The organism is Martinezella sp. CNPSo 3795 (assembly GCF_057784475.1).
Genome location: NZ_JBXSOQ010000002.1, coordinates 958,435 through 974,287, shown reverse-complemented (window position 1 = coordinate 974,287; position 15,853 = coordinate 958,435). Strand labels below are relative to the sequence as shown.

Below are 15,853 nucleotides of genomic sequence, written 5' to 3'. Positions count from 1 at the left end.
GCGGTCGCGGTCATTCTGGCCGCTAGAAAAAGCCGCATTTAAAATCGCTCCATCTCGCGGCCGACCTTCGTCAGAAACTGGCTGCGAGAACCTTCCGTCGAGCGGTTCATGTCGTAATGGGCGAGGAAGATCACCGGGGCGAAAGGCTTGATCTGCGCGCGCAGCACGCGCTTGACGATCTTCTTGGGAGGGTTGCCGGCAATGAAGGCACGAAACGGATCAGCGCCGTAAGTCAGCACGGCGCCGAGCTTGCGGATATGCTGCAGCTTCGAGCGCACCTTGCCGTTGACGAGTTCGAAGGAAACGCCCGGAAGCCAGACTCGGTCGAAATAACCCTTGAGGATAGCCGGAAAGCCGAAGTTCCAGACCGGAGTGACGATCACAAGCGCCTCGGTGCGTTCCAGCCGCTCGACATAGGGTTTGAGCGTCTCGGTATTTTCGGGATAGTCGTGATAGATCAGTCGGTCGTGGCGCGAGAGCACAGGATCGAAGCCCTCGGCATAGAGGTTGCAGTCGTCGACGTCATGTCCAGCACGTTTCAGGCTCTCGACGGTCTGGCGATGCAGCGCGCCACCAAAACTTTCCTCGACCGGATGGGAATGAAGGACGAGAACCTTCATGAGGCCTCCATCAGCGCGGCAAGGCCGGGGAAGAGGTAGTTCTTGCCGGATTTGAAGTCGAAATTCGGATCGTCCCAGGCAATCATCTTGCCGGGATTGAGCAGGCCCTTAGGGTCGGTTTCCTTCTTGAAGGCAAGCTGGACGGCATCGGTCTGCTTCATGCCGCCTTCCTCCAGCGTATAGCGGTGCGGATTGAAGATCGGGCAGCCGTGATCCTGGTGAATCCTAATGATCTCTTCGAGCCGTGCCTCGGAAGTGTAGCGCACGAGGGGCAGTCCGGAGCATTGGATCTGCCCGTCGAACTTGATGAATTCGAGATGACCGGGCACCTCGTCACCAAAGATCTCCACCATCTTCTGAACTTTGGCGACATGATCCGGCCCCGGATACTGCACCTGCAGATAGGTGATCGACGGATCGACCTTGATGGCACGCAGCGTCGTGTGGTTCCAGGCGAGCTCATAGGCGTGCGGAATGCCCTTCATGCTTTCCACCTTGTCGGAGCGGAAGGTGATCTCGCCCTTCTGCTGCATGGTGAAGGCGACGAATGGGTCCATCGAATGCGGTGCGATCATCAATGCCACGATCGACTGCCCTTGGCGGATATAGGGCTTATGGCGGCTGAAATATTCGTACGGAATGGGGGCGGCGATCGGGGCGATTTCCTTGACCAGAATGCCGTTGCATTTGGCAAGCGCGTCTGAAAAGCGCACGGCATCCATGAAGTCGTCATAGCCGACCAGCACGTCGATCCAATCATAGGCCGGCGCCAAGGGCATTTCGATTTCGGTGATGATGCCGTTGGTGCCATAGGCATGGCTGACCTTGGTCAGGTCCCAGCCGGTGAGATCGAGCGTGCGGGGCTCCGCCTCCATCGTCACGACGCGCAGGCGCAGGATATTGCCGAGATCGCGCAGGCCGCCCCAGGTGATTGAGCCGACGCCGCCCGAGCCGCCGGCGATGAAGCCGCCTACGGTCGCCGTCTGTGCGGTCGAGGGATGGAAGCGCAGCTCCTGGCCCGAATGGGCCTTGGTCTGGCGATCGAGCTCGGCAATGACGATGCCGGGCTCGCAGATGACGCGGCCGGGATGAATCTCCTTGATCCTGTTCATGGCGGCGAGATTGAGCACGATGCCGCCGGAAAGCGGCATGGCCTGGCCGTAATTGCCGGTGCCGGCCCCGCGCGGCGTGACGGGAACGTCATGCGCATAGGCGACCTTCAACGTGCGGATCACCTCTTCCTCGGTCTTCGGAGTGACGACGAGATCGGCCGTGACATTGTCGAGCTGGGCCTTCAGGATCGGCGAATACCAGTAGAAGTCGCGGCTTTTCTGGCGCACCAGCGCCGGGTTGTCTTCGACGGCGATGCCTTCGAGTTCTTTCTTGATGCGCTGATAATCCGGCATGTCAGGCTCCAATGACGCTGTCGAGTTCACGATAATCCGGCAGGCTGCGATCGATCACCTTGCCCTTGCGAAGGACGACGCGATCGGACTGCGGACGGGAAAGGAATTCGCTCCAGCGTCGGGCGCTGAAAAGCACGAGGTCGGCCGGGCTGCCGACGGCTATGCGCCCGATATCCGGGCGGCCAAGTATCTCCGCGGGCGAGGTGGTGATGACCCTCGCGGCCGTATCCAGCGGATGGTCGAGATGCAGGATGCGCACGGCCTCGCGGAAGACCTCGACCGGATCGAGATCGCCATAGGCGTAGAATGGGTCGCGGGTATTGTCGGACGCGACGGCGGTTGGCACGCCGGCCGCGGCAAGCTCGTGCAGCAGGGTGACGCCGCGCCAGCGCGGCGTGCGCCCGGCGTGACGGTCCTGCAGATACATGTTGCACATTGGCAGCGAAACGATGGAGATCCCGGCCTTGGCGACGAGATCGATTGTGGCGCGGGCAATATTCTCGTCCTGTCGGGCAAGCGAGCAGCAATGGCCGGCGGTCACCTTTCCGGTAAAACCGTTGCGAAGCACGGCCTCGGCGATGGCCTTCAGCGTCAGCACCTCCTTGTCCTCGGTCTCGTCGACATGCAAATCGATGTCGAGCCCATTATCGGCGGCTGCGCGGAAAAGCTTGTCCAGCTGCGCGTCGAGTTCTGGGTTCAACTGTGTCACCCCGCCCATCAGGCCGCCGGTGTCGCGAACGACACGGAGCAGATCGGCAAAGAAGGCATCGTCTACCATGCTGTCGAGCGGAAAGAGGGCGACGGCCTGTAGCGCGATCTTGTCCTTCCACGCCTCGCGGACCGAGGCGAAGACCTCGAAGGAGATGCGATGCTGCGGCGCCAAGGAATCGAGGTGGGTGCGGATCAGACCGGTGCCGTGGGCATAAGCCGAGCGTAGCGAGAATTCCATGCGCCTGCGCACGTCGTCGGCCGACCAGTTAGCCTCGCGGTCGGTCCGCACTGCATCGAGCGCACCCATGAAACTGCCGTCCGGGTTCGGCCGCCGTTCCCAGATGTGCCCCTTGTCGAGATGAGTGTGCATGTCGACGAATGTCGGCCAGACCATGCCGTCGCGCATATCCACTCGGGGATACTCGGCTGGCGCGGTTCCAGGCGCGACGATGTCGCTGACAAGGCCATCGGCGACGACGATATCGACCTTGACCAGGCCCTCGCTCGGGGGGCCCTTAAGGCCGGAGAGCGTCAAGGCTGGGATGGTGGCATTGCTCAGCACGAAGCGGGCTGCGTTCGGTGGCGACATGAAGGCGTGGGACATCAGTTCTCCCGCTTGAGGCTGCTCTCATGCCAGCGATGCAGGCTCAGCCATGAGATGAAGGAGGTGAAGGCGAAGATCGCGACGCCGAGCGCCGACAGGAGAAGCAAGGCTGCGAAGAGCCGCGGCATGTTTTGGCGGTATTGCGCTTCCAGCAGTCGAAAGGCGAGACCGGAGTTCGGACCTCCCGAGCCAGCGGCGAATTCCGCGACCACCGATGCGATCAGCGACAGGCCGCCGCCGATCCTCAAGCCTGTCATGAAATAAGGCTGAGCGGCGGGCAGTTTCAGATGCAGCAAGGCCTGCCAGCGCGAGGCGCCGTAGAGATCGAAAAGGTTGAGCAGATTATGGTCGACGCTCTTCAATCCCTGCACCATGTTGGAGAGGATCGGAAAGAAGGCGACGAGGAAGCCGCAAATTAAGAGTGCTGCTTCGCGTGTCGGCGCATAGATTAGGATCAGCGGCGCGATCGCGACGATCGGCGTCACCTGCAAGATGACGGCCAGCGGATAGAAGGCGAGTTCGATCCAGCGGGACTGCACGAGAAAGATGGCGAAGCCGACGCCGCCAATCAGCGCCAGGACGAGGGATATGAAGGTGATCTCGGTCGTCACCCATAGAGCCGGCCAAAGGATGCCCCAGTCGGAAACGAGCGCCTTTGCGACGGCGATCGGGCTTGGCAGAATATATTGCGGAATGCCGGTGCCAACGACCAGAAGCTGCCAGAGGACAAGAAGCGCAAGGACGGTCAGGATGGGCACGAAGATACCAAGCGCGCGTTCCACACTGCGCTTTTTGGCTGCAGAGGCCGCGGGTGCAGCGGCAGATTCAACGGACAGAGTGGCGGGAAGGCTGGTACTGTCACTCATCAATGGGCCTCCGGCCAGCCGATGGCCTCGATCAGGGAACGGGATACTTTTTCGCATACCTGCCGATATTCCTCCGACGAACGATAAAGCGGATCGCGCTCGCCGCTGGTTTTCAGCGGAAAATCGCTATGGACGCGGCCCGGCCGCGCCTTCATGACGACGATACGATTGGAGAGATAGGCGGATTCATAGACGGAATGCGTGACGAAAATGACGGTAATCCCCGTTGTCTGCCAGAGGCGCAAAACGTCGTCGTTCAGCTTCTGGCGCGTGATTTCGTCGAGTGCCGCAAAGGGCTCGTCCATCAACAGCAGCTTTGGCTTCGTCACCAAAGCGCGGGCGATCGAAACCCGCATCTTCATGCCGCCGGACAATTCGCGTGGATAGGCTTGCGCAAAATCCTGAAGACCGACGGTTGCCAGCGTCTCCATGATCTGATCGTGCGCCGTCGCTTTCGACACGCCCCGCAGCTTCAGCGGCAGATGGACATTGCCAAACACAGTCTTCCAGGGAAGTAGCGTCGGCTCCTGGAAGACGAAGCTGATATCTCCTTCCGGCAGACCCTTGGCGTTGATGCGCGAGCTGGGCCAATCGATCCTGCCACTGGAGGCGCCGCCAAGGCCTGCGATGATGCGCAGGGCCGTCGATTTGCCGCAACCGGAAGGGCCAAGCAGGCTGATGAACTCCCCGCTTTCCACATGGAGCGACATGCCTGACAGCGCCAGCGTGCCGTTGGAAAAGACCTTGGAGACCTGTTCCATGACGACGAGCGGCCGTTTGCGTGCTTCCGCGGAGGGTACAGTGGTTGCTTTGGATAGGATCATATCCGGTTCTCTGTCGAAGTCAGTAATTGGGCTTAAAGCAAGAAGTGCCCCTCACCCTAGCCCTCTCCCCGCTCGCGGGGAGAGGGGACGATCGCGTTCGTGGTCACTCATAACAATCGCAACAGCCTGTGACGGCGGTTGCTGCTTTCGCGGTTCGGCGGTGGAGCTTCCTGCTCCGTCGCTCCCACTCCCCGCGAGCGGGGAGTGGGCTGGGGTGAGGGGCTGCCTTGCGCCAATGTTACTTCTTCAGCGACATGCCGACGCCCTTGCAGACGAACTGGGTATCGAACGCCTTCTTGTAGTCGATATCGGCATCGAAGAGCTTGATCTGCACCATCTCGTCGAAGAACTTCTTGTAGTGGGCCTCAGTGAGGCAGCCGATGCCCTTGTCGAGGGCATCGCCGGATTCCACGATGCCATATTCCTTCATCTTGGCGATGGAATAAGCGATCTGGCCATCCGTCATATCGGGATTGTCTTTCTTGATCAGCTCGTTGGCCGCCTTGTTGTCGCCGTAGAGGTAGTTGTACCAGCCCTCGATCGAGGCATTGACGAAGCGCTGCACGAGATCGGGGTTCTTGTCGACCATAGCCTTCTGCGCGGTGATCATCGTCGAATAAGGCGAGTAGCCGGCATCCGCGATCAGAAAGACCTTCGGCTTCCAGCCGGCCTGCTTCTCGATCTCATAGGGTTCTGAGGTTACGTAACCCTGCTGCGCGGACTGCTTGTCGGCGAGGAAGGGCGCCGGGCTGAAATTATAGGGCTTGAACTGTTCGTCCTTGAAGCCCGGGAAGTTCGCCTTCATCCACTCGAAATACGTGATGTAGCCGTCCTTGCTGAGGAACAGCGTCGGCAGCTTGGCCAAATCCTCGAATTTTTCCACGCCGGCATCCGGATGGGCGATCAGCACCTGCGGGTCCTTCTGAAAGATAGCCGCGACGTCCACGATCGGAATGCCCTGCTTGACCGCATCGATCTCCTGTTGCGGGCCGCCCATGTAGAAATCCAGCTTGCCGGAGATCAGCAATGCCGAATTGGCCGCGTTGGGACCACCCTGTACGATGGTGACGTCCAGGCCGTATTTCTTATAGGTGCCGTCAGCGACCGCCTGGTAGAAACCGCCGTGCTCGGCCTGCGCAAGCCAGTTCGTGCCGTAGCTGACTTTGTCGAGCGCATTGGCAGGTTCGGCCGCCATGATCGCGGCGGCAAGCCCCATGGCGGCAAAGAATGTTTTTGTCTTCAAGGCTTTATACATGGCTGACTGTTCCCCTTATCTGCCATGGGACGTCGTTGTTGGCGCCCATTTCCTGCATTTGAGCGGTTGCGTTGCTCTTTGAAAAGCATCAAAATTCGTGCGCATTGATGCCTTTTCGGCATCTGTTGCCGGGTCTGTGCCTAAATTGTGCGGCCTGGGCAAAAAATAAGCAATGGGAACACGCATGCTGCACTCAAGACGACTTCTCTACATCAATGAAATCGCCCGCTGCGGCTCGATCCGTAAGGCTGCCGCGCGCCTCAACGTGGCCTCATCGGCGGTTAATCGTCAGATTCTGGCACTGGAGGAGGAAATGGGAGCGCCGCTCTTCGAACGCCTACCACGTGGCCTGCGGCTGACGGCGGCCGGTGAGCTCTGCATCGAGCACATCCGCGAGGTATTGAAAAATTACGAGCGGCTGGAGGGGCGCATTCGCAGCCTCAAGATGCAGCAGGCAGGCAAGGTCCGCATCGTCGCCACCGTGGGTCTGGCGTCAGGTCCGCTGCCCGAGATCATCGCGCGTTTTCTCTCCGAGCATCCCAGGGTCTTCGTCCAGCTGCGCAATGACGCCGGATCGACGACGATGGCGCCGGTCGTCTCGGGGGAAGTGGATCTCGGACTTGGCTTCAACATTCCGGCCATGCCGGGCATTCGCTCCCTTGCCAATTTCGACATACCGATCGGCGTCGTCCTGCCGCCCGGCCATCCGCTGATCGGGCCTGGACCCATCAATCTCGCCGATGTCGTGGAGGAGCGGCTATTGCTTGCCCAGCCCGGCACGAGCCTGCGCGAGGTCATCAATCTGATGCTGGCGCGCCTTTCCGTGCAGGTCGAGCCGGTTTTGGAGAGCAATGCGTCGGAAATGTTGAAGCAGCTGGTAAAATGTGGGGCAGGGCTGACATTGCTCAATCCGCTCGATGTGCTGACGGAGTGTCGCCGGGGAGAGCTGGTATTCCGCCCGATCGCCGAGCCGCATTCGCGGCCTCAACCGATGAAGCTGATCGCCCGCGCGCGAGCACCGCTCGACGCCGCCACCAGCCTCTTCGTCGAATACCTGCTTGCTGAATTGGCCGGGATCGTCGAGGAGCTGCAGGCGAAGGGACATATCATCCCGCCCTCCGAGCGACGCCGCGCGGATCCCTATTTCGAATAGAGGTTGGCAAGCGGATAGTCGCGCAGATCGCGCAGCATTTCTATGAAGCCGGCGACCTCATGTCGGCAGATGAGCGCGCCTTTTTCCGCCGTGCCATTGGCCGCGTTACCGACCACGCCGTTCGGATTGAGATCATGCGCGATCCAGGCGAGCGAATGCGGCGGCAAGGGTTGCAGATACTTGGAATGTTCCTTCATCCATTCCGCCTTGGAGGCAAAATTCTGCGCCTTGTCCATCCGGACCAGATCAGGCCGGAAATGCAGCATGAGCGAGGTCTCGACGTCGCCGCCGTGAATGCCGAAGCGCTGCTCATGCTCGTCGATCATACCATCAGGCGTACCGAAGCGGGTCCATTGCGTGGCGACGACGGCCATCTGGTAACGCACGCGCAGTTCGCGCGCGACGATGCTCATGATATCGACATTGCCGCCATGAGAGTTGACGATCGCCATCTTGCGGATGCCTGCTTCAGCGACCTTCGCGCCGATTGCGGTCCAGACCGGGATCAGCAACTCCGCGCTGAGCGACAGCGTGCCGGGGCCGTAGACGTGTTCGTTGGCCTTGCCGATCTCCTGCAGCGGCAGGACCAGGAAATCGAGATCGTCCGGGCGCTGGACCTTCAACTCGGCAAGCATGCCCTCGGCGATTGCGACATCCGTCGCAATCGGCAGGTGTGGGCCGTGTTGCTCCGTCGAGGCGATCGGTAGGATCGCGATGGTGGTGTCGGGTGAAAGACCGGCGAAATCATAGGTGTTGAGTTCATTCCAATAGAAGGGCTTCGTCATTGCCATGTCCTCTAGTCAGCGCCTGGTCACTCAACGGATACGGCAAGGATGGTAACGGTGGAAAGCATCAATTTGCGCCCGTGCCGCTGCCTTTTTGCGTACGCCTGGAACGACAGCGGCATTTGCCAATCGAGAGACTCGGCTGAAGAGCGGCGGTGTCTGCCTAGGCGGGCCGTGCCTCTTGTTTTTTCACGCTTTGCCTTGTTGAGGCGCTGATATTGCAGCAACTGGCGCGAAGAACCTGGCGTGATCCATAACTTCACTCCATATTTAGGGAAAAAATTGCACCATGTATATTTACATAGTGCATAAGATGCCCCATGGTTTCACTCATTGAAGTGAGTGGCGCATGGGCAAACTGGCTCAAATCGGAAACATCATCATTCGGATTTATGCAAACGATCATCTGCCTCCGCACTTCCACATTCTCACCCCGGATGGGGATGCTCTGGTAGAAATCGCGACACTGGAAATCTTGCGTGGTAAGCTCGCAAGCAAGGCACAAGACACCGCCCTCGAATGGGCGGCGAAGAACAAGGCGACGATTGCCGCCGAGTGGAACCGGACCAATCCCCGCTTTCCAATCGCTTGAGGAAAGGAAACAGAAATGGATCTGCCGCGAATTGAAAGCGTAACGCCAACGTCAAACATGACGCTGGCAATCAAGTGGAAGGGCGGCGCTGAGGCTTCCGCAAACCTCGTTGGCTGGATTGCGACCGGCGGCGAATTGCTCGCCCCCCTCAAGTCTCCTGATGTCTGGAAAACCGCCGAAGTCATGGACTATGGCGCAACGGTCGAATGGGCCGGCGAAGATTTGGCGATCGATGCCTATCACCTTTTCCAGATTGCCGAGGATCAGCGCGATTTTGATGTCGAGGACCTGCGGAAATGGCAGGAAGAGATTGGGCTTTCGAATAACGAGGCTGCGGACTTTCTTGGAGTTACCCTGCGCACGTGGAAGAACTATCGTGCCGGCGCTCCCGTCAGCCATGCCGTTAAGATGCTGCTGCGCGCTAGCCAGCGCGACCCTCTCTTGATGCATGCGCATTACCGGCCGCGTCAGAACGGCAGGCCGAAAGCCGCATAGCCGACGTCCGAAATTCGTTACACCTAGAGCCCATCGGGGACCTAAATGGAGCTAGAGAAAGAACTGCACATTGCCGAAATAGGCGCCGCCCTCCATCCAAAACGCCGAATGGTTGTCTTACGGAGGGAAGATGGCTTTTATACATATGCGGAGCAGTACCATTATGTTTCGCACTATGAGGGAAAGATCATAGCCGAAGGCTGGGTAACGCTTCCCAGTGACGGTATGCATACTACTTCCAAAATAGCCGAGATCGAGGGGCGAGCAGCGTTTTCACGGCGTTACGGGGTAGCTTATTGATCAAACAATAGAACCTTTCTTGGTTCTATTTGTCAGCCGACCCAATTTCCGGAATGCAAGGCATGAACGATTTCAATCCATCCCAAGACTTCGCTGGCTTTGTCTTTCTTGCCATCGACCACGGATTCACGAGCATTGAAGATGGTGGAGGCCCGCTTGTTCCGTTCACGATGACTGTGGACCAGCGGGACAAAAAAAGTTCGCTCGGTTTGCAATGGAGAAGCTCGAAGACGGTGTTGGAGCCGCCAAGAATAGTGTCGCATCGACCGGAGCGATAGCGATGTACGCGATAGCTTTGAAAGCGAGTTCGTTATCGGCTCCAAATCTCCGGACGCATCATGGAGCTCCGCTCAGTAGGAAATTCTCCTGCCTGCGCGTTGGGGATGGGGATTGATCTCACGGCCGATGTAGGACATGCGCGGCCTTCACTGCCGCGGATGCGCGGTTCTCGACACCGAGCTTCACATAGATTTGTTCCAGATGCTTGTTCACCGTGCGGGCCGAAAGGCCGAGGATCTCGCCGATGTCGCGGTTCGACTTGCCCTTGGCAAGCCATAGCAGGACCTCGGATTCGCGCTGCGTCAACGCGAAGCTCTGACGCAAGGTCTCGTCATCGGCGCTCTGATTGCTGGCCGTCAGGCGGAAGAGATATTCGTCGGCGCCGATGGCACCGAGGAAGGTGAATTGCAACGCGGCCTGACGGCCATTGCTGATGGAAAGAAGATTGTCACGTGCCGAGCCGAGCCGTTCGCGCTCGAGCATGAAGGCGGCGATGTGTTTAGATGCCAGTTCGAGGCCGTCATCGCTGCCGGTGGCGGCGTTGATCAGGCGGGTTGCCTGCGGCGTCGACCAATGGATGGCGCCGTTGCCCTTCACGGCGAGGAGATGGCGCCCCGCCGCATCGAGCGCCACCCTGGCGCTCTGGGCGGAGCGGGCATTGCGCAGGTGAACGCGGATACGGGCACGCAGCTCGTCGACATTGATCGGCTTTGTCAGATAATCGACGCCGCCCGATTCGAGCGCATGCACAACATGTTCGGTTTCGGTGAGCCCGGTCATGAAGACGACGGGAATCTGGGCAATGCCTGCATTGGCTTTCAGCCGGCGGCAGGTCTCAAAACCGTCCATTGCCGGCATGACGGCATCGAGCAGGATAAGATCGGGCGTGATGCGCTCGACGATATTGAGTGCCGCGGATCCCGAGGTGGCAATCAGCACGGAGAAGCCGGATTGCTCGAGCGCATCCGTCAGGAAGCCGAGCGCCTCCGGTGAATCATCCACCAGCAAGACTATGTCGCGGGGAAGGGCGGGCTCAGCCAATCTGTTCTACCTTTTCGATGTCGAAGCTGCGCAGCACGTTTAGAAAACCATCGAGATCGAAAGCCTGGACATGCGCGCGCAAGGCGTCGGTGAAGGGTTTGTTTTCCTCAAGCTTGGCGAGATCCGCAAGCTTCGCCTCGATGCCTCTGATATAACCGATTTCGCCGAGCCGTCTGAGCTCGCGGACATGCTCGATGCCAGGGCTTTTCAACGGCAGCGGCGGCTTTGGTGCGACCGGGGCGGAGGCGTCGGCATAGAGCCATTTCAGCCCGAGATGCAGCGCAAGCTTGTCGCGAAGCTGGCGGATATCGACCGGCTTGGAGATGGCGTCGTTGTGGCTGTCGTCACTGTCGGTCGCGGCGGCTGCATCGCCGATATTGGCCGACAGCATGAGGATAGGCGCCGTCTGGCCGTTTTCCCTAAGCCGCGAAACGAGCTGCCAGCCGTTCATGCCGGGCATGGAGATATCGACCAGGAAAATATCCGGCTTGATGCCCTCGATCAGCGCCAGGCAGTCCGGGCCGCCGGCGGCGGTGAGCACGATGAAATCGAGCGGCGATAGGATCTCGCGCATCAGTTCGCGGTGATCCTCGTTGTCGTCGACGACGACGACGGTACGTCGCGGCCCTTCGTAACCTGTAATACGCTGTTCCTGCGCCGGCGGCTTCATCGGACGGATCACGGCCGACAGCATCAGACGCACCCGAAAGGTCGAGCCGACGTCCTTCTCGCTCGTAACGGAAATCTCGCCACCGAGCGTATTCGTCAGAAGCTGAGTGATTGTCAAACCAAGGCCAAGCCCCGGCATGGGTCTGACGCTGTCGGCTTCGCCGCGCTGGAAAGGCTCGTAGATACGGGTAATATCCTTTGTCGCGATGCCGCGACCGGTATCGGAAACCGTGAAGGTGGCGACCTGGTTGCGGTAGCTAACTTCGAAGCGGACGCTGCCTGCATCTGTGAATTTGATGGCATTTGAAAGCAGGTTGACGAGGATCTGGCGCAGCCGCTTTTCGTCGGTGCGGACATAGTCGGGCAGCGCGGCGGAGCGCTCATGGATGAAGCTCAGCCCCTTGGCCTGCGCCTGAGGCTGGAACATGTCCACGATCTGGTCGAGGAAATCCTGGATATTGATCTCGTTGGAATAGACCTGCAGGCGGCCCGCCTCGATCTTCGAAATATCGAGCAGGCCGTCGATCAGGCCGGAAAGATGCTCCGCACTGCGGCGGATGACTTTTAGGGAAGATTGCCTGGGGGCCGGAATGGTCTCGTCACGCTCCAGGATCTGCGCGTAACCGAGCACGGCGTTGAGCGGCGTGCGCAATTCGTGGCTGAGGCCGACCACGTAGCGGCTCTTGGCGCGGTTTGCCGCCTCCGCCGCCTCCTTGGCGCCTTGCAGAGCGGCGTCCGTCTTCTTGTGGGCGGCGATTTCCTTCAAGAGCAGCGTGTTCTGGCGCGAGGATTCCTCCTCGGCGACCACGCGGCTGTCATGGGCAAGCACATAGAACCAGCATGCGACGCCGGCGATGACGGCAAAGACAAAGAAGACGATGAGGATCGTGCGGTCGACCACAGCGGCGGTCTCGGGAGAGGCTGCGCCCACCTGATGCGCGATCATTGCAAGAATAGCGCCCATGGCGGTCAGTGCCACGGCGACGGCAATGCCGTAGCGGCCGAGGCGCGTGGCGAGCTTGGCGACGATACTTTCCGGCAGCAAGGTCTTCGCGACCGTGCCGACCTGTGTATTGAGCCGAGCCTTCGGCTTGCACATGTCGTGGCAGCGGCTGTCGAGCGAACAGCAGAGCGAGCAGATCGGCGCGGCATAGGCCGGACACCATGCCATGTCCTCCGGCTCGAAGGGATGCTCGCAGACGGAGCAGGTGATGGTACTTAGATTCTTCCAGCTCTGGCGCGGCTTGCGGGCGAGATAATATTTGCCCCCGGTGATCCAGGCGATGGCAGGTGACGCGATGAACGCCACGCTCAGCGTGACATAGGGTGCAAGCGAGGCGGCGATTGAGCCGAAGGCACCGAAATGCGCGATGAGAGCGATGGTTGCCGAAAGCGCCATGGCGCCAAGGCCGACCGGATTGATGTCATAGAGATGCGCGCGCTTGAACTCGATGCCAGGAGGCGCAAGCCCCAGCGGCTTATTGATGAAAAGATCGGCGGAGACGGTGCAAAGCCAGGCCATGGCGATGATCGAGAAGATGCCAAGCGTCTCCTCCAGCAGCCGGTAGATGCCAAGCTCCATCAACAAGAGGGCGATGGCGACGTTGAAGACCAGCCAGATCACGCGGCCGGGATGGCTGTGCGTCAGCCGCGAAAAGAAGTTCGACCAAGCCAGAGAGCCGGCATAGGCGTTCATGACGTTGATCTTCAGCTGCGAAATCATGACGAACGCCGCCATCAGGAGCAGCGCGGCATTGTGCCATGGGATCATGTAGCCGAAGGCGGTCAGATACATCTGCGCGGGATCGGCGGCACGATCGGCCGGCACGCCCGACGTCAGCGTCAGGACGACAAGAAAGGAGCCGGCGAGCAGCTTCGGCGCCCCGATAATGACCCATCCGGGTCCGGCCAGGAAGATGGCGAGGCGATGGCGCCATTTGCGATGGCCGTCCGGCGGCAGGAAGCGCAGGAAATCGGCCTGTTCGCCGATCTGCGACATCAGCGCCAGGATGACGGCGGAGGCGGCGCCAAACTCGATCAGGTCGAAGGGGGCGGCGGTCCCCGGCGGGCTCGCGGGATGATGGATGCCGGCAAAGGCCCGCCAGAGATCGAATTTTTCCCAGTCGGCAAAGGCGATGAAGACGAAGGGCAGGATGTTGAGAACGATCCAGAAGGGCTGCGTCAGCAACTGGAACCGGCTGATGAGACGCACGCCGTGGGTGACGAGCGGAATCACCATGACGGCGCTGATGATATAGCCGATCCACACGGGTATGCCGAGCGTCAGCTCCAGTGCTCCCGACATGATCGAGGCTTCGATCGCGAACAGCATGAAGGTGAAGCTGGCATAGATGAGCGAGGTGATGGTCGAACCGATGTAGCCGAAGCTTGCGCCGCGCGTCAGAAGATCGATATCGACACCGTGACGGATGGCATAGCGGCTGATCGGCAGGCCGACGGCGAGCATGGCGAGGCTTGCGACGATGATGGCGTAGAAGGCGTTGGTGGTGCCGTAGGAGAGCGTGATCGTACCGCCGATCGCCTCCAGCGCCAGGAAGGAAATGGCGCCGATCGCGGTTTGCGAGATGCGTTGCGAGGAAAATTGTCGGGCGCTCTTGGCAGTGAAACGCAGGGCGTAGTCTTCCAGCGTCTGGTTCGCGACCCAGCGGTTATACTCGCGTCTTACTGGAATGATGCGTTGCCGCGCAGCCATGCTTACCCTTCAGCAGTCCCGCCATCGTCACTCCGGCAGTTCAGAGATGTCGTAACATGGATCGAGGTGGTGCTTAAGGGCATGAGTGTGCCTAAAGCTGCACATTTCGCCCCGGCGCCTACGTCATTTTACGTATGTGGTTTCCCGAAGGAGCGCCGGATAGTCGCTGAAGGCAACGGTTAATCCTTTTTTACCGGCCGTTGCGGCAGACAAAAGAGGGGAACCATAGATGAAATTCAAGACTCTCGTCTCCGGCGCGCTGCTCGGCGCCATCATGTCCACGACAGCATTCCACGGCGCTTTCGCAGCCGACGACACCATCAAGGTCGGCGTCCTGCATTCGCTGTCCGGTACCATGGCGATCTCGGAAACGACGCTCAAGGATGCCATGCTGATGCTCATCGATGAGCAGAACAAGAAGGGTGGAGTTCTCGGCAAGAAGCTCGAGCCCGTCGTCGTCGACCCGGCGTCCGACTGGCCGCTCTTTGCCGAAAAGGCCCGCGAACTCATTCAGAAGGATAAGGTCTCCGCCGTATTCGGCTGCTGGACCTCCGTGTCGCGCAAGTCGGTACTGCCGGTCTTCAAGGAACTGAATTCGATCCTGTTCTATCCGGTGCAGTTCGAGGGCGAAGAGTCCGAACGCAACGTTTTCTATACAGGTGCGGCTCCGAACCAGCAGGCGATCCCGGCCGTCGACTACCTGATGAAGAACGAAGGCGTACAGCGCTGGGTGCTTGAAGGCACAGACTATGTCTATCCGCGCACGACCAACAAGATCCTCGAGGCCTATCTGAAGTCCAAGGGTGTCAAGGACGAGGACATCATCATCAACTACACGCCGTTCGGTTTCTCCGACTGGCAGACGGAAGTCTCCAAGATCAAGGCCTTCGGCGCCGCCGGCAAGAAGACGGCCGTCGTTTCCACCATCAACGGCGACGCCAATGTTCCCTTCTACAAGGAACTCGGCAACCAGGGTGTGAAGGCCGAGGATATTCCGGTCGTCGCCTTCTCGGTCGGCGAAGAAGAGCTTGCCGGCGTCGACACCAAGCCGCTCGTCGGCCATCTGGCTGCCTGGAACTACTTTCAGTCGGTCGATACCCCAGCCAATGCCGCCTTCATCAAGGAGTGGCATGCTTACACCAAGAATGACAAACGCGTGACCAACGATCCGATGGAAGCCGCCTATATCGGCTTCAACATGTGGGTAAAGGCCGTAGAGAAGGCCGGCACGACCGATCCCGACAAGGTGATCGACGCTCTGGTTGGCGTGAGCGTTCCGAACCTGACGGGCGGCTACGCCACCATGATGCCGAACCATTACATCACCAAGCCGGTCTTGATCGGCGAAGTGCAGGAAAACGGTCAGTTCGACGTCGTTTCGCAGACCCCCGCGGTGGTCGGCAAGGAATGGTCCGACTACCTGCCTGATAGCAAGGATCTGATCTCGGATTGGCGCATGCCGCTGAACTGCGGCAACTTCAACGTCACCACTGGCAAGTGCGGCGGCAAGGGCTCCTGATAGCAGCCGACGCAAGATCGC

14 protein-coding genes are annotated in these 15,853 nt (G+C 59.8%); 5 read left to right on the top strand and 9 right to left on the bottom strand.

What is annotated here, in order from left to right; all coding sequences use genetic code 11:
• Positions 1-38: 38 nt before the first annotated feature.
• The 6 genes from AC13QY_RS09395 to AC13QY_RS09370 form a co-directional block, all read right to left on the bottom strand.
• Positions 39-620: an NAD(P)H-dependent oxidoreductase gene (locus AC13QY_RS09395; RefSeq protein ID WP_113355741.1), complete on the bottom strand. Its 582-nt coding sequence runs from the start codon at positions 618-620 to the stop codon at positions 39-41.
• Entirely contained in the window at positions 617-2,026 is a 1,410-nt protein-coding gene (locus tag AC13QY_RS09390) for an FAD-binding oxidoreductase (protein ID WP_488493357.1), read from the bottom strand. Before AC13QY_RS09390 ends, AC13QY_RS09395 begins: the two co-directional genes overlap by 4 nt.
• A 1-nt stretch (position 2,027) precedes the next feature.
• On the bottom strand, positions 2,028-3,341 hold the full coding sequence (locus AC13QY_RS09385; protein WP_488493356.1) for a cytosine deaminase: 1,314 nt from the start codon (positions 3,339-3,341) through the stop codon (positions 2,028-2,030).
• Positions 3,341-4,207, bottom strand: a complete 867-nt coding sequence (locus AC13QY_RS09380) for an ABC transporter permease (protein WP_113355744.1) — start codon at positions 4,205-4,207, stop codon at positions 3,341-3,343. Before AC13QY_RS09380 ends, AC13QY_RS09385 begins: the two co-directional genes overlap by 1 nt.
• A complete protein-coding gene (locus tag AC13QY_RS09375) occupies positions 4,207-5,031 on the bottom strand; it encodes an ABC transporter ATP-binding protein (RefSeq protein WP_488493355.1) in 825 nt (274 codons plus the stop codon). The genes AC13QY_RS09380 and AC13QY_RS09375 overlap by 1 nt, the downstream gene beginning before the upstream one ends.
• Positions 5,032-5,269: 238 nt before the next feature.
• On the bottom strand, positions 5,270-6,286 hold the full coding sequence (locus tag AC13QY_RS09370) for an ABC transporter substrate-binding protein (RefSeq protein WP_488493354.1): 1,017 nt from the start codon (positions 6,284-6,286) through the stop codon (positions 5,270-5,272).
• Positions 6,287-6,470: 184 nt separating this feature from the next.
• Between AC13QY_RS09370 and AC13QY_RS09365 the strand changes: the two genes are divergently transcribed.
• Complete coding sequence (locus tag AC13QY_RS09365; protein WP_113331850.1) at positions 6,471-7,439, top strand: LysR family transcriptional regulator; 969 nt, start codon at positions 6,471-6,473, stop codon at positions 7,437-7,439.
• On the opposite strand, the gene AC13QY_RS09360 is transcribed toward AC13QY_RS09365, so the two are convergent.
• The gene (locus tag AC13QY_RS09360) at positions 7,427-8,224 is read right to left on the bottom strand and encodes a creatininase family protein (protein WP_113331851.1); all 798 of its coding nucleotides are present in this window, start codon (positions 8,222-8,224) and stop codon (positions 7,427-7,429) included. The two genes, AC13QY_RS09365 and AC13QY_RS09360, sit on opposite strands and share 13 nt — an antisense overlap.
• Before the next feature lie 349 nt (positions 8,225-8,573).
• Here AC13QY_RS09360 and AC13QY_RS09355 point away from each other — a divergent pair, with 349 nt between their 5' ends.
• From AC13QY_RS09355 to AC13QY_RS09345, 3 genes are all read left to right on the top strand, one after another.
• On the top strand, positions 8,574-8,816 hold the full coding sequence (locus tag AC13QY_RS09355; protein ID WP_488493353.1) for a DUF4160 domain-containing protein: 243 nt from the start codon (positions 8,574-8,576) through the stop codon (positions 8,814-8,816).
• Positions 8,817-8,831: 15 nt separating this feature from the next.
• Entirely contained in the window at positions 8,832-9,311 is a 480-nt protein-coding gene (locus AC13QY_RS09350; RefSeq protein ID WP_488493352.1) for a helix-turn-helix domain-containing protein, read from the top strand.
• Positions 9,312-9,673: 362 nt separating this feature from the next.
• Entirely contained in the window at positions 9,674-9,889 is a 216-nt protein-coding gene (locus tag AC13QY_RS09345; RefSeq protein ID WP_488493351.1) for a hypothetical protein, read from the top strand.
• Between the two features lie 118 nt (positions 9,890-10,007).
• Here AC13QY_RS09345 and AC13QY_RS09340 read toward each other — a convergent pair whose 3' ends face one another.
• On the bottom strand, positions 10,008-10,931 hold the full coding sequence (locus AC13QY_RS09340; protein WP_113355317.1) for a response regulator transcription factor: 924 nt from the start codon (positions 10,929-10,931) through the stop codon (positions 10,008-10,010).
• Positions 10,924-14,313 (bottom strand): hybrid sensor histidine kinase/response regulator, encoded by a 3,390-nt coding sequence (locus AC13QY_RS09335; protein WP_113355315.1) that lies wholly within the window; start codon positions 14,311-14,313, stop codon positions 10,924-10,926. Before AC13QY_RS09335 ends, AC13QY_RS09340 begins: the two co-directional genes overlap by 8 nt.
• 229 nt (positions 14,314-14,542) lie before the next feature.
• Here AC13QY_RS09335 and urtA point away from each other — a divergent pair, with 229 nt between their 5' ends.
• Positions 14,543-15,832 (top strand): urea ABC transporter substrate-binding protein, encoded by a 1,290-nt coding sequence (urtA, locus tag AC13QY_RS09330; RefSeq protein ID WP_069613978.1) that lies wholly within the window; start codon positions 14,543-14,545, stop codon positions 15,830-15,832.
• Positions 15,833-15,853 lie beyond the last annotated feature (21 nt).

Bases quoted from the DNA above. Each gene is read 5' to 3' on its own strand.
- AC13QY_RS09395 (WP_113355741.1), bottom strand. From the start codon at position 620: ATGAAGGTTCTCGTCCTTCATTCCCATCCGGTCGAGGAAAGTTTTGGT.
- AC13QY_RS09390 (WP_488493357.1), bottom strand. From the start codon at position 2,026: ATGCCGGATTATCAGCGCATCAAGAAAGAACTCGAAGGCATCGCCGTC.
- AC13QY_RS09385 (WP_488493356.1), bottom strand. From the start codon at position 3,341: ATGTCCCACGCCTTCATGTCGCCACCGAACGCAGCCCGCTTCGTGCTG.
- AC13QY_RS09380 (WP_113355744.1), bottom strand. From the start codon at position 4,207: ATGAGTGACAGTACCAGCCTTCCCGCCACTCTGTCCGTTGAATCTGCC.
- AC13QY_RS09375 (WP_488493355.1), bottom strand. From the start codon at position 5,031: ATGATCCTATCCAAAGCAACCACTGTACCCTCCGCGGAAGCACGCAAA.
- AC13QY_RS09370 (WP_488493354.1), bottom strand. From the start codon at position 6,286: ATGTATAAAGCCTTGAAGACAAAAACATTCTTTGCCGCCATGGGGCTT.
- AC13QY_RS09365 (WP_113331850.1), top strand. From the start codon at position 6,471: ATGCTGCACTCAAGACGACTTCTCTACATCAATGAAATCGCCCGCTGC.
- AC13QY_RS09360 (WP_113331851.1), bottom strand. From the start codon at position 8,224: ATGACGAAGCCCTTCTATTGGAATGAACTCAACACCTATGATTTCGCC.
- AC13QY_RS09355 (WP_488493353.1), top strand. From the start codon at position 8,574: ATGGGCAAACTGGCTCAAATCGGAAACATCATCATTCGGATTTATGCA.
- AC13QY_RS09350 (WP_488493352.1), top strand. From the start codon at position 8,832: ATGGATCTGCCGCGAATTGAAAGCGTAACGCCAACGTCAAACATGACG.
- AC13QY_RS09345 (WP_488493351.1), top strand. From the start codon at position 9,674: ATGAACGATTTCAATCCATCCCAAGACTTCGCTGGCTTTGTCTTTCTT.
- AC13QY_RS09335 (WP_113355315.1), bottom strand. From the start codon at position 14,313: ATGGCTGCGCGGCAACGCATCATTCCAGTAAGACGCGAGTATAACCGC.
- urtA (WP_069613978.1), top strand. From the start codon at position 14,543: ATGAAATTCAAGACTCTCGTCTCCGGCGCGCTGCTCGGCGCCATCATG.